Origin of the sequence: Rhodococcus sp. MEB064, from assembly GCF_000834565.1 — a bacterium.
In the GTDB taxonomy this organism is placed as follows: domain Bacteria; phylum Actinomycetota; class Actinomycetes; order Mycobacteriales; family Mycobacteriaceae; genus Rhodococcoides.
In genome coordinates, this window is record NZ_JXQS01000022.1 from 68,691 (window position 1) to 86,508 (window position 17,818).

Consider the following 17,818-nt stretch of genomic DNA (forward strand, 5'->3'; position numbering starts at 1 on the left):
TCTTCCCCTGTGTCAGACAACCGAGTGCAGCTGCTGGGACCCGCCGAAGTTCGCACACTGGCGGCCGAGCTGGGCCTACGTCCGACCAAGACGTTGGGGCAGAACTTCGTGCACGACGCCAACACCGTGCGTCGCATCGTCTCGGCCGCCGGCGTCGGCGCGGACGACACGGTGCTCGAGGTCGGACCCGGTCTGGGATCGCTGACGTTGGCGTTGCTCGACGTCGTGCACGACGTCGTCGCCGTCGAGATCGATCCCGTTCTGGCAGAACGACTTCCCCGTACCGTGTCGGAGCGTGCGGGGGAGCGCGCCGATCGACTGGCCGTCGTCGGCGCCGACGCGTTGCGCGTCACCAGGGATCAGATTCCCGGCGCACCGACCGCCCTCGTCGCCAATCTCCCGTACAACGTCGCCGTCCCGGTGCTTCTGCATCTGCTGGCCCTGGTTCCGACGCTGCGCACGGCGTTGGTGATGGTCCAGTCGGAGGTCGCCGACCGACTCGCCGCACCTCCCGGCAGCAAGACGTACGGAGTTCCCAGCGTCAAGGCGGCGTACTTCGGTGACGTCCGCCGAGCGGGCGCGGTGGGGCGCACGGTGTTCTGGCCGGTGCCGCAGGTCGAGTCGGGTCTGGTGCGGATCGATCGTCATGCCGATCCGCAGTGGCCCATGGACGAGGCATTCCGGAAGACGCTGTTCGCCGTCGTGGATGCGGCCTTCGCGCAACGCCGCAAAACTCTTCGTGCAGCACTCGCCGGCTGGGCCGGGTCCGCGGCGGACGCGGAGCGCCGACTCGTCGAGGCCGGGGTCGACCCGTCGGCGCGCGGTGAGACGTTGGACGCCGCGGCATTCGTCCGCCTGGCTCAGTCGTCCAGGGCGCCGGCGTAGCGACGCGCCAGCCGACTGTGCCGGTCCGCTTCGATCCGGCAGGCCTGCACCAGATCGTCCGGCCCGACCACTGTGAAGTCGACGTCGAACGCCGACAGCCAGCGCGCCATCGAGGTGTAACTGTCCGAGGTCACGGCCACCGCGCATCGCGCGTCGTCGATCGTCTCCAGAGTTCCCCACTCGGGGTCGACGAGGTGCTCGACGTCGCCGGCCGGGACGTGCAGGATCACCCGGCCACGAGCGGCGGAGAAGGCGCGATCGATGCCGCGGGCGACGAACTCGGCCGCCCCGCCCTCGGGCAGGTCGCGCGGCGTGAACCGGGGGCCGGTGGGAATCTTGGTCTCCATGCGATCCACCCGGAACGAGCGCCAGTCCTCTCGCGCCAGATCCCACCCCACCAGGTACCACCGCATCCCCGACCTGACCAGGCGGTAGGGCTCGACCTCGCGCCGCATGACGTCACCGGTATGTGTGCGGTAGTCGAAGCGCAGGCGTTCGTGGTTCTGACATACCGTCGCGATGCCGGTCAGCACCGCCACGTCGACGCGGGAGGGCACGGGTCGTGCGGACGGAAGAACGTCGATCGTCAGAGCGTCGAGCCGGTGCTGGAGCCGCGACGGCATCACCTGCCGCAACTTCGCGAGCGCGCCGACCGCCGACTCGGCCGTCCCGATCACCGACGCCGACGCGCCGCTCTGCAACCCGACGGCCACGGCGATGACCTCGTCGTCGCTGAGCAGCAGCGGCGGCATCTCGGCGCCCGCACCGAGGCGGTAGCCGCCGCCGACCCCCACGGTGCCGTCCACCGGATAGCCGAGCGATCGCAGTCGGTCCACGTCACGGCGCACCGTTCGCGGAGTGATCTGCAGGCGCTCGGCGAGATCCTGACCGGACCAGTCGCGACGCGTCTGCAGGAGGGACAGCAGGGCGAGCAGTCGGGCCGAGGTCTCACGCATGCGCCCATAATGCTCCCGATAGCGGACGGCAGGTGTCCTCTATCCGGTTCGGACCTTGTCCGTCGGCCGACTAGAGTGATATGTCGTGCTCACAGTCGTTCCGCGGCCGGTCTCGGTCCGCGCCCCCGCCAAGGTCAATCTGCATCTCGCAGTCGGTGACCTGCGCCCCGACGGCTATCACGAACTCACCACCGTCTTCCACGCCCTCTCGCTCGTCGACGACGTCTCCGTCGTCGCCGCCGAGTCGTTGTCGGTCACCGTTCTCGGTGACGACGCGGCGTCCGTGCCCACCGACAGCAGCAACCTGGCGTGGAAGGCGGCCGAGTTGGTGGCCGTTCACGCCGGCCGCGCGCCCTCGGTCGCGATCACCATCGACAAGGGAATTCCCGTCGCCGGCGGCATGGCCGGCGGCAGTGCCGACGCGGCCGCTACGATCGTCGCGCTCGACGCGTTGTGGAGCCTCGGTCTGTCGCGCTCCACCGTCATGGACTTCGCCGCGCAGCTGGGGAGCGACGTGCCGTTCTCGGTCTCGGGCGGCACGGCCGTCGGCACCGGGCGCGGGGAGAAGCTGCTGCCCGTCCTGTCGCGTAACTCGTTCCACTGGGTGTTGGCGCTGGCGAAGGGTGGTCTGTCCACCCCTGCCGTGTACGCCGAACTCGACCGCCTGCGTGAGCGCGGTGAACCTCCGCGGCTGGGATCGCCGGACGAGCTGATGCAGGCTCTCGCGTCCGGGGATCCCGCGCGTGTGGGCCCACTGCTGGGCAACGACCTGCAGGCCGCGGCGCTGTCGCTGGAGCCGGGGCTGAGACGGACCCTGCGCGCGGGGATCGAGGCGGGCGCGATCGCGGGCATCGTCTCCGGCTCGGGTCCTACCTGCGCCTTCCTCTGTGCATCGGAGGATCACGCGGTGGAGGTGGGTGCGGAACTCTCCGGCGCCGGCGTCTGCCGCACGGTACGCGTGGCACGTGGACCGGTAAGCGGAGCGCGAGTGCGCACCGAATGCGACCAGAACGACACGAACCGGGGACAACACTGATGGCCAACCTGATCAACCTGGAGCAGGTCTCCAAATCCTTCGGCGTCAAGCCGTTGCTCGAGAACGTCTCACTGGGCGTGCAGGAGAACGAACGCATCGGAGTCGTCGGTCTCAACGGCAACGGCAAGACGACGATGCTCGAAGTCCTCGCCGGGGTGGAGCAGCCGGACTCCGGTCGCGTCAGCCGCGTCGGTGGCCTGCGGATGGCCGTCGTGACGCAGCGCGGCGTCCTCCCGCCGGGATCCACGATCGGCGACATCGTGCTCGCGCCCCTCGGAGTCGCCGAGCACGAGTGGGCCGGGGATTCGCGGATCCGCAGTGTCCTCGACGGCATCGGCATCACCGGTCTGGGACTGGATGCACCGGTCGAACAGCTCTCCGGTGGCGAGCGTCGGCGCACCGCACTCGCGGCGGCCCTGGTCCAGGACCTCGACCTGCTCGTCCTCGACGAGCCCACCAACCACCTCGACGTCGAGGGCGTGCAGTGGTTGGCCGAGCATCTGGTGAACCGGCGTTCGTCGCTGGTCGTCGTCACCCACGATCGCTGGTTCCTCGACACCGTCGCCACCCGCACCTGGGAAGTGGTGAACGGACAGGTCGAGACGTACGAGGGCGGCTACGCGGACTGGATCTTCGCCCGCGCGGAGCGCTCTCGCCAGGCCGACGCCGCGGAGGACCGTCGCCGCAACCTCGCCCGCAAGGAACTGGCATGGCTGCGGCGTGGCCCGCCCGCTCGTACCTCGAAGCCCCGCTACCGCATCGAGGCCGCCGAGGCACTGATCTCCGACGTGCCTCCGCCCCGCGATTCGGTGGCGCTGTCGAAGTTCGCGCAGACGCGGCTCGGACGCATCGTCATCGAGCTCGAGGACGCCACGTTGGCGACGCCCGACGGTCGAATTCTGGTCGAGGACTTCACGTGGCGCCTCGCGCCGGGCGAGCGCATCGGTCTGGTCGGGGTGAACGGATCCGGCAAGACCACCTTGCTGCGCACCATCGCAGGCGAGCTGGAACCGGCGACGGGCAAACGTATCCAGGGCACGACGGTGCGCATCGGGTGGCTCCGCCAGGAACTCGACGACCTCCCGGTGGGTATGCGGGTGCTCGAGGCGGTCCAGGATGTCGCGGAGCGAATCCAGTTGGGCGACAGAGAGATCTCGGCAGGACAGCTCGCCGAGCGTCTCGGGTTCACACCCGCGCGTCAACGCACACCGGTCGGCGATCTGTCGGGTGGCGAGCGCCGTCGACTGCAACTGACGCGTGTCCTGATGTCCGAACCGAACGTTCTGCTTCTCGACGAGCCGACCAACGACCTCGACATCGACACGCTCCAGCAGCTCGAGGATCTACTCGACGGCTGGGCCGGCACGATGATCGTGATCAGCCACGACAGGTACCTCATCGAGCGTGTCTGCGACTCGACCTGGGCGTTGTTCGGTGACGGCAAGCTGACCAACCTTCCGGGTGGCATCGAGGAGTATCTGCGTCGACGGGCGAAGATCGCCGCGGCCGACGACGCAGCTCCCGGCATGTCGTCCGGCGGGGGAGCGAAGTCGGCGGCAGCCAAGGGTGGCGCCGACGAGCGCGCCGCCCGCAAGGAGCTCTCCAAGCTCGAGCGTTCGCTGGTCAAGCTGGACGACAAGGTCCGCGCGCTGCACGCCTCGCTGGCCGAGTCCGCGACGGATCCGTCCACGCTGCAGTCGCTCAACGCCGAGTTGCTCACCGTCGTCGCGGAGAAGGACTCCGTCGAGGAGCGGTGGATGGAGCTGGCCGAAGAACTCGGCTGACCGCTCGCGCCCGACCCGGCCTCGCCGGGTCGGGCTACTCTCGCGTTCGGGCGGTCGATGGGCGACCGCGATGTGCGGCAGGAGTGACGATGGCATCCGTCGTGTCCGAAGTCATGGGCTCGGAGTTCGAGAAGCTTCATCCGAAAGTGCAGTGGCGCTTCGGTTTCGGTGCGGACGATCATGTCGCACAGTTCGGAACCGGTGTCATGGAATCCATTTCGCACTCGGCGTTGCTTCCGCCACCGGCGCTGTGGCTCGGCGGTAAGCGCAAGATGGTGCCCTCCTCGTCCGGCACGGACATCCCGTTCACCATCGCAAATTACGCGTACACCGACGACCTGGGTCGGCCGACGCTCGCGTTCGTCCGTCGCTTCCAGTTCCCCGGCCACGAGGTCGCGCTGGACTCGGTGATGGTCCTCGGCTCCCGTGGGGCCCTGGACTACATCGGGTCCGGTCCCGACATGGTCGTTCACACACAGTGTTCCGCGGATGCGGACGGCGGGTTGCAACTCGACAGCGGCCTGCCCCGGTTCCTGGCCCCTCGTGGATCGATCAAGCCGCCGGGCATCCTGTCCGCGGAGACGACCGGCCGCGAGTGGTGGGACGAGGAGCAGCAACGTCACCGCATCGACATCGAAGTGCGCGGACGCACTCTGGGACAACTGTTTCGGTACACGGGGTGGTTCACCGCGACGCAGGAAACCTGCCTACCGACCGATCTTCCGCCGGAACTGGGTCCGACGCGCACTGATCCGCGCGAGTAGGAGCGCGGAGACTGCCGTTCGAGCAGGTGGGAATTTTTCTCACAACCGTCACCAATCCCCCATGGGACCCGGATCCGAATGGTGGATGACACAACCGACAGCGGCCGGTGATCATTACCGGCGGTGAGCGGCTACAAGTTCCGTAAACGAAGGGTTTCTCGCCATGAGCGTCACCAAGAGCAAGAGTGCAGTTGCAGTCGGCTTCGCAGCAGTCGCACTCCTCGGACTGTCCGCATGTTCGTCCGATGACAGCAGCACTGCTACCGATACCGCCACGAGCAGCATGGAGTCGATGACCTCGTCGTCGTCCGCCATGTCGTCCAGCACCGCCATGAACTCCAGTGCCGATCCGGCCTCCAACCTCGTCGGCTCCGGCTGCGCCGGTTACGCCGAGCAGGTTCCGGACGGCGCCGGCTCCGTGAGCGGAATGGCTGCCGATCCGGTCGCCGTCGCTGCCTCGAACAACCCGATCCTGAAGACGCTCACCGCAGCGGTTTCCGGTGGACTGAACCCGGGCGTCAACCTGGTCGACACGCTGAACGGCTCCGAGTTCACCGTCATCGCCCCGACCGACGACGCGTTCGCCAAGATCGACCCCGCCACCATCGAGACGCTGAAGACCGACTCGGCGCTGCTGACCAAGATCCTCACGTACCACGTGATCCCCGGCCAGATCGCTCCCGACGCCATCGCCGGCGAGCAGACCTCCGTCGAGGGCCAGGCAGTCAACGTCACCGGTGAGGGCGAGTCGCTCAAGTTCAACGACTCCAACCTGGTGTGCGGTGGCGTCAAGACCGCCAACGCGACCGTCTACCTCGTCGACTCGGTCATGATGCCCCCCGCATGATCCACTCCTTCCGAGTGAGTCTGCGTGACCGGTAGTACGAACAACTCTCTTCTCGACGGTCGTCCCCCGACTGTGTCCGTCGTGAAGTAGCACAAGGCGACCCGAGATTCTTCTCGGGTCGCCTTTGTGCGTGCTGGGTCGGACCGCAGTGTGTACACGACGAAGCCCCCGGCGTGTCGGTGCCGGGGGCTTCGGTCGTATCAGGTGTTGCTGTCGATCAGCGGAAGCCCTTGGCGGGGTTCTGCAGGTCGAGGACGACCGTGGTGCCGTTGGAACGGACGTGCAGCTCGGGGCTCGCGAGCCCACCGGAGGTGAGGTACTCGCCGAGAAGCTGGAGAAGCTCGTCGGGGCCGGTGGAGGAATCCATCGGACGCGTGTCCCGGCTGGTGATCTCGTTCTGCGTCAGGCGACCGGCGATGCGGATGGACGCGATGCCCATCGCGGTGCGGCGGTCGGGGCTGGGGTGACGACCGGCGGCGAAGCTGCTGCCGTTCGACGAGCCGTTGGTGGACGAGCTGCCGCCAGGCAACGCGTGTTCGGAAATCTGATCACTGGTTGTCATGTCGACCTCACTCGGTTTCGGGGTGGCGTTCGTGGGTGTCCGGGTAGACCGATGGGCAGGTGCTTTGCCGATCTTGATGCCCGTCAAAGGCCCGCTTGATCCGTCGCTCATTGTTCGGACTACTCCTCGATCGTCTCGGTACGTGTCTCGAACAACTTCCAAGAACAAACCAGAAGTACGTTCGAACAGAAAAAAAGTACCACGAGATCGAAGTAACGCCTATATATCGCCCAAAGGACTAGATATTGCCCCAACAATGGTGAGGCGAGTTACGGAGATATCCCAAGCCGTCAGTCGGCGGCGGCAACCAGAGGCTCCAGAGTGAGCTCCGGCATCTCCTTCTGGATGTATTGCAGGCGCCACTTGTCGCTGACCAGTGCCAACAGCACGCCGTCGCTACGGGTGAAGACCTCGATGCCTCGTTGCCGCCCCAGCTCGCCTGCCGACTCCGCGTCGGTACGTCGAGCGATCGAGTACCCCAGCGGTTCCATCCGCGCTTCGACACCGAATTCCGACTTCATACGAGCTGCGACCACTTCGAACTGCATCGGGCCGACGGCAGCCAGGACGGGAGAGGCATCCCCGCGGATGTCGTTACGCAGGATCTGCACGACACCTTCCTGGTCCATTTGGTCGACCGCGCGACGGAACTGCTTGTACTTGCTCGCGCTCTCGGCGCGCAGTACCGAGAAATGTTCGGGCGCGAACGACGGAATCGGGGGGAACTCGACCTTCCGGTCCGCGTACAGGGTGTGGCCGGGCGCCAGCGCCGTCGCGTTGACCAGTCCGACGACGTCACCGGGATAGGCGTTCTCCACCGTGGTGCGCTCACGGCCGAACACCGTCAGCGCGTACTTGGTGGTGAACGGCTTGCCGGTCTGAGCATGCGTGACCACCATGCCGCGCTCGAACACACCGGACACGACGCGCATGAATGCCAACCGGTCACGGTGGGCGGTGTCCATACCGGCCTGCACCTTGAACACCACGGCGCTGAACGGGTCGGTGACCTCACGCTCTCCGCCGGCGATGTCCGGCCGGGGGCCGGGCGCCGGAGCGAACGAGACCAGGGTGTCGAGGATCTGGTGGACGCCGAAGTTCAACATCGCCGACGCGAAGATCACCGGCGACGTCCGGCCGGCGAGGAACGCGTCCTCGTCGTGGTGCTGGCCGCTCTCGACCAACAGTTCGCTCTCCTCGACAGCGGTGGTCCACTCCTCGCCCTCACGCGAGGCCGCGGCGTCGGCACCCATGAATTCCTCGGGAGCGATGGTGGCGCCGCCGGCGGTGCGGGTGAAGTGGATGTACTGCTGCTCCGAGACATCGAGCAGGCCGCGGAAGTCGCCGGCGATCCCGACCGGCCAGAACAGGGGAGTGGGCGTCAGACCGATGCGCTCGTCGATCTCGTCCAGCAGTTCCAGGGGAGAGCGGCCGGGCCTGTCCCACTTGTTGATCACGGTGATCACGGGAATGCCGCGGTGTCGACACACCTGGAACAGCTTGAGCGTCTGCGGCTCGAGCCCTTTCGCGGCATCGATCAACATGACGGCGGCGTCCACCGCTGTCAGGACGCGATACGTGTCCTCGGAGAAGTCGGCGTGCCCGGGAGTGTCCACCAGGTTGATGGTGTGATCCGCGTACTCGAACTGCAGCGCCGTCGAACTGACGGAGATGCCGCGGGCCTTCTCCATCTCCATCCAGTCGGAGACGGTCGAACGACGCCCCGCCTTGCCGTGGATCGCTCCGGCCTCGGAGATCTTGCGGGCGTGCAGGGCGAGAGCTTCGGTGAGGGTCGACTTTCCCGCGTCCGGGTGCGAGATCACGGCGAAGGTCCGACGTCGGTCCACCTCGCGCCGAAGATTCTTCGGCGGGGTGGTGCCGGTCGCGGGGACCGCGGTGGTGGTGTCGGTGTCGACGGACGGGGTGCTCACGAAGGCCTTTCTTCGGTGACCGCAGATGCCGGGTCACTGGTCGGAACGTATCCAGGGTACTCGGCCGACACGCCGAGCCCGTCCGTCCGTAACAGCGGTCACCGTAGGCCGGATGTAACAGTGGTGCGCGGACCCGGCACACACCACCGATGAAGGAGCGACGTTGAGCAAGTTCACCGAGGAGATGTACGCGACCGCGGCCACGACGGACCGAGGCCTCGTCACCGGTGAGCCGGATGCGCCCCTGCGGCAGACATGGGGAGAGATCCACGCGGTCGCCCGTCGGATGGCCGGTGGGCTCGCCGCAGCCGGTGTCTCACGGGGCGACGCCATCGGCATCCTGGCCGGTCAGCCCGTCGACATCGCGCCGTCGTGCCAAGCGGCCTGGATGCGGGGCGCATCGGTGACGATGCTCCATCAGCCCACTCCCCGCACCGATCTCGCGCTGTGGGGGGAGGACACGGAAACCGTGATCCGGATGATCGACTGCCGTGCCGTCGTCCTCGGAGCACCGTTCGACGCTGCGGCGCCCATCCTCGAGGAGCGCGGGATCACCGTGCTGACCATCGACGATCTGCGCGGCGGTGAGGACACGGACCCCGTGCACACCGACGAGTCCGACATCGCGCTGCAGCAGCTCACGTCCGGGTCGACGGGGTCGCCGAAGGCCGTCCGCATCACGCACGAGAACTTCTACGTCAACGCCTACGCCATGATCGACCGCATCGAGTACTCGCTGGACACCGATGTGATGGTCAGCTGGCTGCCGCTGTTCCACGACATGGGCATGGTGGGGTTCCTGTCCGTGCCGATGCAGGTCGGTGCCGAAGTCGTCAGCATCACGCCCATCGACTTCCTCCGCTCGCCGCTGCTGTGGGCCCAGCTGATCGACAAATACCGCGGCACCGTCACCGCCGCGCCCAACTTCGCGTACTCGTTGCTCGCACGCAGACTGAAGCAGGCGCCGGACGACACGACGCTCGATCTGTCGTCGCTGCGCTACGCGTGGAACGGCGCCGAGCCGGTCGATCCCGACACGATGCTCGCCCTCGCCGACGCCGGCGCCCGGTTCGGACTGGCGCCCACCGCGCTCGCGCCCGTCTACGGGATGGCGGAGACGACGCTGGCGGTGTCGATTCCCGTGCGCGATCGAGGTCAGGTGCTCGACGAGGTCGATGCCGATCTTCTCGAGGTGATGGGCCGCGCAGTCCCGTCGACCAAGGGCAACGTGCGCCGACTCGCGACGCTCGGGCAGATGGTGCCCAACCTCGAGGGACGCGTCGTCGACACCGAGGGGCAGGTACTTCCCCGCCGCGGCGTCGGTGTCATCCAGGTGAGAGGAAAGGCCGTGACGCCCGGCTACGTCACCGTCGACGGACCCGTCTCGGCGCAGGACGCGGACGGCTGGCTCGACACCGGCGACATCGGCTACTTCACCGAGGACGACCTGGTGGTGGTGTGCGGGCGCATCAAGGACGTCATCATCATGGGTGGCCGCAACATCTACCCGACCGATATCGAACGCGCGGTGGGCACGGTGGCGGGTGTCCGCCCCGGCAATGCGGTGGCCATCCGGCTCGACGCGGGTCAGAAGCGCGAAAGTTTCGCCGTCGCAGCGGAAACCAACGAGATCGGCGATCCTGAGGCGGTCAAGCGCATCGAGCGCGACATCGTGCACGCAGTCGTGTCGGAGGTGGGGGTGCGACCGCGAACCGTCGCGGTACTCGGCCCCGGCACCATCCCGAAGACGTCCTCGGGCAAGTTGCGACGCGCGAACTCGGCGTCACTTCTGGGCTGATCGATCAGGGGCGGTGCACGCGGTTCTGCGCGTCCTCGAGGGTCGTCTTCAGGAGCAGTTCCACGGCGTCGGCAGCCTCTTCGACGACGACCGAGACCTCGTCCCGCTCGGCCGCGGCGAAGGGCTTGAGCACGTACGCCGCGGGATCCATCCGTCCCGGCGGACGGCCCACACCGACGCGCACACGAAGATAATCCTTCGTGGACAACGACTTCGAGATCGAGCGGAGTCCGTTGTGGCCACCCTCGCCGCCACCGAACTTGAGGCGGACGAGACCCAGATCGACGTCCAACTCGTCGTGGACGACGATGATGTCCGCCGGCGCGACCGAGAAGAACCGGGCCAGATTCGCGACGGGCCCGCCGGACTCGTTCATGTACGAACGGGGTTTGCCGAGGATGACCGGCCGATCACCCAGACGTGCCTGCAGCACATCGGAATTGCTGCGCTTGTGGGAGGAGAACGAACCTCGCATGCGCGCGGCCAGTGCATCGACCACCACGGTGCCGATGTTGTGCCGGGTGCGGTCGTACTGGGGCCCGGGATTGCCGAGTCCGATCACCAGAGCGGGCCGATCGGTCATGTCCACCAGTCACTTTCGCAGTAATCGACGACAACGGCGCGCCTTCCGAGGAAGGCGCGCCGTGAGTCGTACGAAGTAGGTCAGTTCTCGTCGGCTGCTGCGGCCTCGTCGGCTGCGGAGCTGTCCTCGACTGCTTCTTCTTCCTCGGCGGCGACGTTGCTGGCCAGGTCGCCTGCACCCTCGGCCTCGAGGGCTGCCTCGCTGGGCGCCTCGACGACGTTGACGAGGAGGAGCTCGGGATCGGAGATCAGCGTCGCGCCCTTGGGGAGCTCGACGGAGCTGGCCAGGATCTGGGTGCCGATCTCGGCGCCCTCGACGGAGACCTCGAACTGCTCGGGGATCTGCGTGGCGTCGACCTCGATCTCGATGGCGTTCGCATCGGTGGTGACCAGTGCGCCGGGGGCTGCGTCGCCGGTGACGACGACGTTGATCTCGACCGTGACCTTCTCGCCGCGACGGATGACCAGCAGGTCGGCGTGCTCGATGTAGTTACGGATCGGGTGGACGACGACCGACTTGGTCAGCGCGAGGTGCTTCTCGCCGTCGACGTCGAGCTCGACGACCGCGTTGGTGCCGTCGGCACGCAGGATCGCGGCGAAGTCGCGGGCGTTGAGCGCGAGGTGCTTGGGCTCGGTGGCGTGACCGTAGAGGACGGCCGGCACGAGGCCGTCGCGGCGGGTGCGGCGAGCTGCGCCCTTGCCGAACTCGGTGCGAGTGGTGGCCTTGATGGCATTGGTGTCGGACATGTGTGAGAGAACTCCTCGAAAGACGTGTGCGGCGGGGTACTACTCGCCCGGCGTGGACACGAACGAGGACGGCCGCTGACGACCGTGCCTGCGTCGATCACGGTGACACCCATACACGTGGACGTCACCCTCGCCGAGACAACTCGGTCGACATTACCGGACCATGGATGCCGGAGGTTAATCGGATGTCCGGACAGTGCTACCGGACCAGGGCGCGGCAGGCGTCGGCCGCCTCGTCGATCTGGTCGAGAGTCAGGAAGTAGTGGGGGGATGCTCGCACCACGGAGTCCAGTCCGCGCGCCGTCATGTCCAGCAGTGTCGACGACGCCGGGCTGACGGTCACGGTGATGTCCCGCGCTGCGAGTGCGTCCTTGACCGCGGTGGTGTCCACTCCGTCGACGGTGAACGTGACGATGCCGGTGCGGCGCTCACCCGGATCGCGGACGGAGATGCCCGCGGTGTCGGCCAGGGCGCCCCGCAGTCGGTCGGCTCGCAGTCGCACCGCCGCCTCCACCGCGTCGACACCCAGGTCGAGCAGGTAATCGACGGCGGCACCGAGACCCAGGCGCGCGGCGACGTCGTGCTCCCACGTCTCGAATCGGGTCGCGTCCGAGGCGACGGTGTAGGTGTCCGGGCCCGTCCAGGAAGCGCTGTGGAGATCCAGTGAGCGCGGCTCGAGGGTGTCGAGCACCGACTCCGTGACAGCGAGGAATCCGGTGCCGCGCGGTCCTCGGAGCCATTTGCGCCCGGTCGCCGACAAGGCGTCGACACCCAGTCGGGACAGGTCGAGCGAACTCTGCCCGACCGACTGGCACGCATCCAGAACGACGAGAGCGCCGAATCGATGCGCGATGTCCGCGACCTCGCGGACGGGGCTGAGAAGTCCGCTGTTGGTCGGTGCGTGCACGAGGGACACCAAGGCCACCCGGTCGTCCATCATCGCCTCGAACGCGGCGAGGTCGATCGAACCGGACCCGTCGCTCGGGACGACCTCGACGACGGCGCCGGTGTGTCGTGCTCGCTGTAGTGCTGCGATGGCGTTGGTGGCGTACTCGACCGACGAAATCAGGATGCGATCGCCGGGTGAGAGCGGGACCGCGTAGAAGAAGTCGCACCAGGCTCGCGTCGCACTGTCCGAGAGCGCGATGCTCGACGGTGGAGCACCGACGAGCCGTCCGACGGACGTGCGCACCGCGGCCACGTCGTCCGCGCGTTCCCGCGCCGCGCGGTAGCCGCCGACCTCTTCTTCTCGTCGGAGATGGCCGATGACGGTCTCCACGACCGGGCGGGGCGGAAGCGACGAACCGGCACTGTCGAGGAAGGCGCCGTGCGCGGCCGCCGGGGTATCGGCCCGGACGGCATCGATGTCGACGGTGTCGGTGGGGGGTGCTTCACTCACGCTCATCGGTACGGACAGTACCGGCGCCCGGTCGCGGGAGCGATTAGTCTCGAACGGGGCGGGGTAGAGAAGACCGGGGGCTCGGATGACGAGTTCCGTAGCGAGCGGAGGCATGCATGACGTCCACTTCTCCCGATGTCAGTTCGCGTCCGGCCGCGGAGACCTACATAGCGAGGGTGTGCTTCAAGGTGGGCCCGCCGAGGCTCATCGGCGCCGAGCTCGAATGGTTCACCCGCACGGCGACCGGAACGCGCCCGTCTCTCGATGCGGTCGCCGAGGCCCTGGGAGTCCATACCCCACAGTCTCTTCGGTCCGATTCGCCCGCTCTCGCTCTCCGCTCCGGAAGCATCGTCTCCGTCGAGCCGGGAGGGCAGATCGAATTGTCCTCCGCACCTGCCACGACCATCGACCACGTCGTGGACTCCCTTGCCGGCGATCACCGTCTCTTGGTCGATCTTCTTGCCACGCAGGGCATCACGCTCGACGGAGGCGGCGCGGATGCGGTCCGCGACCCGGAACGGCTCCTGACACTTCCTCGCTACTGCGCGATGGAACGACGATTCCAACGGCACGGCCCCTACGGCAAGCTGATGATGTGCAACACCGCCGCAGTGCAGGTCAGCATCGATGCGGGGGAGGACAGTCGCCGTATCCGGGACAGGTGGGACACCGTGCATGCCATCGGGCCGGCGCTGCTCGCCGCGTTCGCCACTACGCCGGTGCTCCACGGTGTGCCGGAGGGCAAGTGGGCGTCGCAGCGTATGCGGACGTGGTTCGAACTCGACCGCACCCGCACTCGTGTTCCGCTCGGCGTGGACCCTGCGTCGGACTATGCGCGGTGGGTGATGGACGTCCCGCTGCTCTGCGTCCGCCGCGGTGGCACGTTGGTCGAGCCACCCGAGGATTCGACGTTCGCCCAGTGGATCGCCGGCGACCTCGACGAGGAGCTGGGCCGCCGTCCGACCACGGCCGATCTGGACTACCACCTCACCACGGTCTTCCCCCTCGTCCGTGCCAGCGGGCATCTGGAGATCCGGTACCTCGACGGTCAGCCGGACGGGTTGTGGGACGTGCCGATGTACGCGGTCGACGCGCTGCTCTCCACGGAGGCGGTTGCTGCCGAGGCACGAGATCTGGCCCGCCACACGATGGATCGGTGGGAGGACGCGGCACGGGACGGTCTCGCGGACACCGACATCCGGGTCGCCGCGCACGGCCTGCTCACGCTCGCCGCCGACACGGCGCACGGCGCGGCAGCCGAGCGGTTGGCGGACGCGGCACACCGGTGCGCGGCCGGACGCGCACCCACAGCGATGCTCGACGACAGCCGACAGGAGTTCTCTCGATGACCACCGACCTGACCACCGACGTGACGACCGATCGGGTCGCCCTGCGCGATCGGTTGGCCGCGATGCTCGACCGCAGCCGTGCACGGACGCTGTCCCTCACGGACTGCCTGGACGGCGACGGCCTGCGCGAGCAGGTGTCGCCGCTGATGAGCCCCCTGGTCTGGGATCTGGCGCACATCGGCAACCAGGAGGAACTGTGGTTGGCGCGGGACGTCGGCGGGTTCGACGCCGTCCGTGCGGAGATCGACGATCTCTACGACGCGTTCCGCCATTCGCGGTCCTCCAGGCCCGGACTCGACCTGCTGACTCCGGCGCAGGCGCGGGACTACGTGGACACGGTGCGAGCATTGTCTCGGAAGGCGCTGCAACGCTGCACTTTCGAGGAGAGCCGGCTGGTCGAACACGGTTTCGTGTTCGCCATGGTCGCGCAACACGAGCAGCAGCACGACGAGACGATGCTCGCGACGCACCAACTGCGCACGGGCGCGCCGGTTCTCCACGCCCCGGAGTCGCCGGCGGCGCTCGTTCCGGTGTCCGAAGACGCCGAGATCATCGTTCCCGGCGGGCCGTTCGAGATGGGCACCAGCGACGACCCGTGGGCGTTGGACAACGAGCGTCCCGCGCATCAGGTGGACGTCCCGACGTTCGCGATCGACGCAGTCCCCGTCACCAACGGTGACTACATCCGCTTCATCACCGACGGCGGGTACGAACGCCCCGAACTGTGGTCCGAGCGCGGCTGGGCGCACCGGCTCGAGGCGGAGCTCTCGGCGCCTCAGTTCTGGGCTCGCGGCGACGACGGGTTGTGGTGGCGGCGAGTGTTCGGGGAGAACAAGCAGATCCGGCCCGCTCAGCCCGTCGTGCACGTGTGCTGGTTCGAGGCCGACGCCTACGCGCGGTGGGCGGGGAAGCGACTGCCCACCGAAGCCGAGTGGGAGAAGGCTGCACGGTTCGACCCGACCACCGGGACGTCGCGCCGGAATCCGTGGGGTGAGGCGGACGGCGACGAGTCGCACGCGAACCTCGGGCAACGCCACCTCGAGCCTGCCGATGTCGGCGCGTACCCCCAGGGAGCGTCGGCCCTCGGTGTCGAGCAGTTGATGGGCGACGTGTGGGAGTGGACGTCCTCCGACTTCGAGCCGTATCCGGGTTTCGAGATGTTTCCGTACCCCGAGTACTCGGAGGTCTTCTTCGGCGGTGACTACAAGGTGTTGCGCGGCGGGTCCTTCGGCACCGATCAGACGGCCGTTCGCGCCACGTTCCGCAACTGGGATCACCCGATCCGACGTCAGATCTTCGCGGGCTTCCGGTGTGCCCGCGACGTGGGGGCCCAGTAGCCGATGTGTCGACACCTGGGCTACCTCGGCCCGCGCCGTTCCGTCGGGCACGTCGTCACCGCGGGGCCGACGTCTCTGCTGACGCAGAGTTGGGCCCCTCGGGAAATGCGCGGCGGCGGCACGATCAATGCCGACGGCTTCGGGGCTGCCTGGTGGTCGGGGTCCGGCGCACGCACCGCGTCGGCGTATCGGAATGCTCTCCCGATGTGGTCGGACCCGGCCGTCACCGACACCTTGACCCATATCGAATCGACGGCCGTGCTCGCCGCGGTCAGGTCCGCAACTGTCGGAATGCCCGTCGAGCGGTCCGCCTGCGCTCCGTTCGTGGACGGGCGGTGGGCGTTCAGTCACAACGGTGTCGTGGCGGGATGGCCGCACTCGGTGGGATCGCTGGCGGCGAAGATCCCGGTGGAGTCGTTGATGACGCTTGCAGCGCCCACGGATTCGGCTGTGCTGTGGGCGATACTCCGCGATCGTCTCGTCGAGAGCGCCCCGCTCGACGCTCTCACCGGACTCGTCGTCGATGTGGACGCCGCAGCGCCCGACTCGCGTCTGAACTTCCTGCTGTCCGACGGTGACACCCTGTGGGCGACGACGAAATATCACTCGCTGTTCGCGCTCTCGACCGACGACAGTGTCCTGCTCGCGTCGGAACCGCTCGACGATCGCCCGGGGTGGCACCGAATACCCGACCGTAGCGTCGTTACCGCCGCTGTCGGTTCTCTCCACGTCGACACGTTCTGACGCTCTCGTCCGCACTGCTTCATCCGCACCGACCACAGGAGTTCGCCATGACAGCGCCGTCACTGGACATCCACATCACCGCAGAGGACCTGCAGAAGTCCCTGCGCGAGGATGCCCTCCGCGGGCTCACCGCCACCCCCAAGTGGTTGCCGCCGAAGTACTTCTACGACGCCACGGGGAGCGAGCTGTTCGAGCGGATCACCGAACTCGAGGAGTACTACCCCACCAGGACCGAGCGCGGCATCCTGGCCGAACGTGCAGCCGACATCGCGCGCATCACCGACAGCGAGGTGTTGATCGAGTTGGGGTCCGGCTCGTCGGACAAGACTCGGCTGCTGCTGTCCGCCGGGCTCGAGCACGGCACTCTGCGTCGCTACGTTCCGCAGGACGTGTCGCCGTCGGCGCTCACCGGGGCGATGGAGGATCTGGGCCGCGAGTACCCGACCCTCGACGTGCACGGCGTGGTCAGCGATTTCACGGACATAGCGGGCACATCGGAGCTCGGTCGTAGTGCCCTGGGCGCGTTACCGTCCGGTGGTCGGCGCACCATCGCGTTCCTCGGTGGGACGCTGGGCAACCTGGTGCCGCAGGAACGCTCGGACTTCCTCACCGACCTCGCGCGCACCCTGAACACGGGCGAGTTCCTGCTCCTGGGAGTCGGATTGGTGATCGACCCGGCAGTTCTCGTTCCGGCGTACGACGACGCGGAGGGAGTCACCGCGCAGTTCGACCTCAACGTGTTGTCGGTGCTCAACGGGACGCTGAATGCCACGTTCGACACCGACGACTTCGAGCATGTCGCGGTCTGGGACGAGCGGAACGAGTGGATCGAGATGCGGCTGCGCTCACGGCGCGCCCACACGGTGCGGGTCGAGGAACTCGACCTCGACGTGGACTTCGCCGCAGGCGAAGAGATGCGTACCGAGATCTCGGCGAAGTTCCGACGGGAATCCATCACGGGCGAACTCGCCGCGGCGGGATTCGCCGTCGATCAGTTCTGGACGGATGCGGACGAGCGCTTCGCAGTGGTTCTCGCTCGGAGGTAGTCACGACCGAGAACGACCGGCGGGCCGAGACGGAGTTTCCGTCTCGGCCCG

At 67.7% G+C, this 17,818-nt stretch carries 16 protein-coding genes; 10 read left to right on the top strand and 6 right to left on the bottom strand.

Features of this window, described 5'->3' with window-relative positions:
* Nucleotides 1–9: 9 nt before the first annotated feature.
* Complete coding sequence (rsmA, locus tag RU01_RS12020) at nt 10–885, top strand: 16S rRNA (adenine(1518)-N(6)/adenine(1519)-N(6))-dimethyltransferase RsmA (RefSeq protein WP_042574782.1); 876 nt, start codon at nt 10–12, stop codon at nt 883–885.
* Here rsmA and RU01_RS12025 read toward each other — a convergent pair.
* Nucleotides 861–1,841, bottom strand: a complete 981-nt coding sequence (locus RU01_RS12025; protein WP_042574783.1) for a helix-turn-helix transcriptional regulator — start codon at nt 1,839–1,841, stop codon at nt 861–863. The two genes, rsmA and RU01_RS12025, sit on opposite strands and share 25 nt — an antisense overlap.
* Nucleotides 1,842–1,926: 85 nt before the next feature.
* On the opposite strand from RU01_RS12025, the gene RU01_RS12030 reads away from it, so the two are divergent.
* The 4 genes from RU01_RS12030 (at nt 1,927) to RU01_RS12045 (ending at nt 6,272) form a co-directional block, all read left to right on the top strand.
* The gene (locus RU01_RS12030) at nt 1,927–2,877 is read left to right on the top strand and encodes a 4-(cytidine 5'-diphospho)-2-C-methyl-D-erythritol kinase (protein WP_042574784.1); all 951 of its coding nucleotides are present in this window, start codon (nt 1,927–1,929) and stop codon (nt 2,875–2,877) included.
* Nucleotides 2,877–4,661 carry an ABC-F family ATP-binding cassette domain-containing protein gene (locus RU01_RS12035; RefSeq protein WP_042574785.1) on the top strand — a complete coding sequence of 595 codons (1,785 nt, stop codon included), beginning with the start codon at nt 2,877–2,879 and terminating at the stop codon, nt 4,659–4,661. The genes RU01_RS12030 and RU01_RS12035 overlap by 1 nt, the downstream gene beginning before the upstream one ends.
* 89 nt (nt 4,662–4,750) lie before the next feature.
* Nucleotides 4,751–5,425, top strand: a complete 675-nt coding sequence (locus RU01_RS12040; RefSeq protein ID WP_042574819.1) for a DUF4166 domain-containing protein — start codon at nt 4,751–4,753, stop codon at nt 5,423–5,425.
* A gap of 163 nt (nt 5,426–5,588) precedes the next feature.
* Entirely contained in the window at nt 5,589–6,272 is a 684-nt protein-coding gene (locus RU01_RS12045) for a fasciclin domain-containing protein (RefSeq protein ID WP_042574786.1), read from the top strand.
* A gap of 217 nt (nt 6,273–6,489) precedes the next feature.
* Here the strand turns inward: RU01_RS12045 and RU01_RS12050 are convergent, their stop codons facing one another.
* On the bottom strand, nt 6,490–6,834 hold the full coding sequence (locus tag RU01_RS12050) for a hypothetical protein (protein ID WP_231568686.1): 345 nt from the start codon (nt 6,832–6,834) through the stop codon (nt 6,490–6,492).
* Nucleotides 6,835–7,124: 290 nt separating this feature from the next.
* Nucleotides 7,125–8,765 carry a peptide chain release factor 3 gene (locus RU01_RS12055; RefSeq protein WP_042574788.1) on the bottom strand — a complete coding sequence of 547 codons (1,641 nt, stop codon included), beginning with the start codon at nt 8,763–8,765 and terminating at the stop codon, nt 7,125–7,127.
* 163 nt (nt 8,766–8,928) lie between these two features.
* Between RU01_RS12055 and RU01_RS12060 the strand changes: the two genes are divergently transcribed.
* Nucleotides 8,929–10,563: a fatty acyl-AMP ligase gene (locus RU01_RS12060; protein WP_042574789.1), complete on the top strand. Its 1,635-nt coding sequence runs from the start codon at nt 8,929–8,931 to the stop codon at nt 10,561–10,563.
* A 4-nt stretch (nt 10,564–10,567) separates the two neighbouring features.
* Here the strand turns inward: RU01_RS12060 and pth are convergent, their stop codons facing one another.
* The 3 genes from pth to RU01_RS12075 form a co-directional block, all read right to left on the bottom strand.
* Complete coding sequence (gene pth / locus RU01_RS12065) at nt 10,568–11,146, bottom strand: aminoacyl-tRNA hydrolase (RefSeq protein ID WP_042574820.1); 579 nt, start codon at nt 11,144–11,146, stop codon at nt 10,568–10,570.
* An 80-nt stretch (nt 11,147–11,226) separates the two neighbouring features.
* Nucleotides 11,227–11,892, bottom strand: a complete 666-nt coding sequence (locus RU01_RS12070; RefSeq protein ID WP_042574790.1) for a 50S ribosomal protein L25/general stress protein Ctc — start codon at nt 11,890–11,892, stop codon at nt 11,227–11,229.
* A 199-nt stretch (nt 11,893–12,091) separates the two neighbouring features.
* Nucleotides 12,092–13,297, bottom strand: coding sequence for an aminotransferase class V-fold PLP-dependent enzyme (locus RU01_RS12075; RefSeq protein ID WP_042574821.1), 1,206 nt, complete (start codon nt 13,295–13,297; stop codon nt 12,092–12,094).
* 110 nt (nt 13,298–13,407) lie between these two features.
* On the opposite strand from RU01_RS12075, the gene egtA reads away from it, so the two are divergent.
* From egtA to egtD, 4 genes are read left to right on the top strand one after another with little or no spacing between them, the layout of a single operon-like run.
* Nucleotides 13,408–14,640, top strand: a complete 1,233-nt coding sequence (gene egtA, locus RU01_RS12080; RefSeq protein ID WP_042574791.1) for an ergothioneine biosynthesis glutamate--cysteine ligase EgtA — start codon at nt 13,408–13,410, stop codon at nt 14,638–14,640.
* Nucleotides 14,637–15,977: an ergothioneine biosynthesis protein EgtB gene (gene egtB / locus RU01_RS12085; RefSeq protein ID WP_042574792.1), complete on the top strand. Its 1,341-nt coding sequence runs from the start codon at nt 14,637–14,639 to the stop codon at nt 15,975–15,977. Before egtA ends, egtB begins: the two co-directional genes overlap by 4 nt.
* 3 nt (nt 15,978–15,980) lie before the next feature.
* A complete protein-coding gene (gene egtC / locus RU01_RS12090; protein ID WP_042574793.1) occupies nt 15,981–16,721 on the top strand; it encodes an ergothioneine biosynthesis protein EgtC in 741 nt (246 codons plus the stop codon).
* A 47-nt stretch (nt 16,722–16,768) separates the two neighbouring features.
* Complete coding sequence (egtD, locus tag RU01_RS12095; protein ID WP_042574794.1) at nt 16,769–17,767, top strand: L-histidine N(alpha)-methyltransferase; 999 nt, start codon at nt 16,769–16,771, stop codon at nt 17,765–17,767.
* The last annotated feature ends 51 nt before the right edge of the window (nt 17,768–17,818 follow it).

Excerpts from the sequence above, each read along its gene's own strand:
- RU01_RS12025 (WP_042574783.1), bottom strand. The coding sequence starts at position 1,841 with ATGCGTGAGACCTCGGCCCGACTGCTCGCCCTGCTGTCCCTCCTGCAG.
- RU01_RS12035 (WP_042574785.1), top strand. The coding sequence starts at position 2,877 with ATGGCCAACCTGATCAACCTGGAGCAGGTCTCCAAATCCTTCGGCGTC.
- RU01_RS12040 (WP_042574819.1), top strand. The coding sequence starts at position 4,751 with ATGGCATCCGTCGTGTCCGAAGTCATGGGCTCGGAGTTCGAGAAGCTT.
- RU01_RS12045 (WP_042574786.1), top strand. The coding sequence starts at position 5,589 with ATGAGCGTCACCAAGAGCAAGAGTGCAGTTGCAGTCGGCTTCGCAGCA.
- RU01_RS12050 (WP_231568686.1), bottom strand. The coding sequence starts at position 6,834 with ATGACAACCAGTGATCAGATTTCCGAACACGCGTTGCCTGGCGGCAGC.
- pth (WP_042574820.1), bottom strand. The coding sequence starts at position 11,146 with ATGACCGATCGGCCCGCTCTGGTGATCGGACTCGGCAATCCCGGGCCC.
- RU01_RS12070 (WP_042574790.1), bottom strand. The coding sequence starts at position 11,892 with ATGTCCGACACCAATGCCATCAAGGCCACCACTCGCACCGAGTTCGGC.
- RU01_RS12075 (WP_042574821.1), bottom strand. The coding sequence starts at position 13,297 with ATGAGCGTGAGTGAAGCACCCCCCACCGACACCGTCGACATCGATGCC.
- egtA (WP_042574791.1), top strand. The coding sequence starts at position 13,408 with ATGACGTCCACTTCTCCCGATGTCAGTTCGCGTCCGGCCGCGGAGACC.
- egtB (WP_042574792.1), top strand. The coding sequence starts at position 14,637 with ATGACCACCGACCTGACCACCGACGTGACGACCGATCGGGTCGCCCTG.
- egtC (WP_042574793.1), top strand. The coding sequence starts at position 15,981 with ATGTGTCGACACCTGGGCTACCTCGGCCCGCGCCGTTCCGTCGGGCAC.
- egtD (WP_042574794.1), top strand. The coding sequence starts at position 16,769 with ATGACAGCGCCGTCACTGGACATCCACATCACCGCAGAGGACCTGCAG.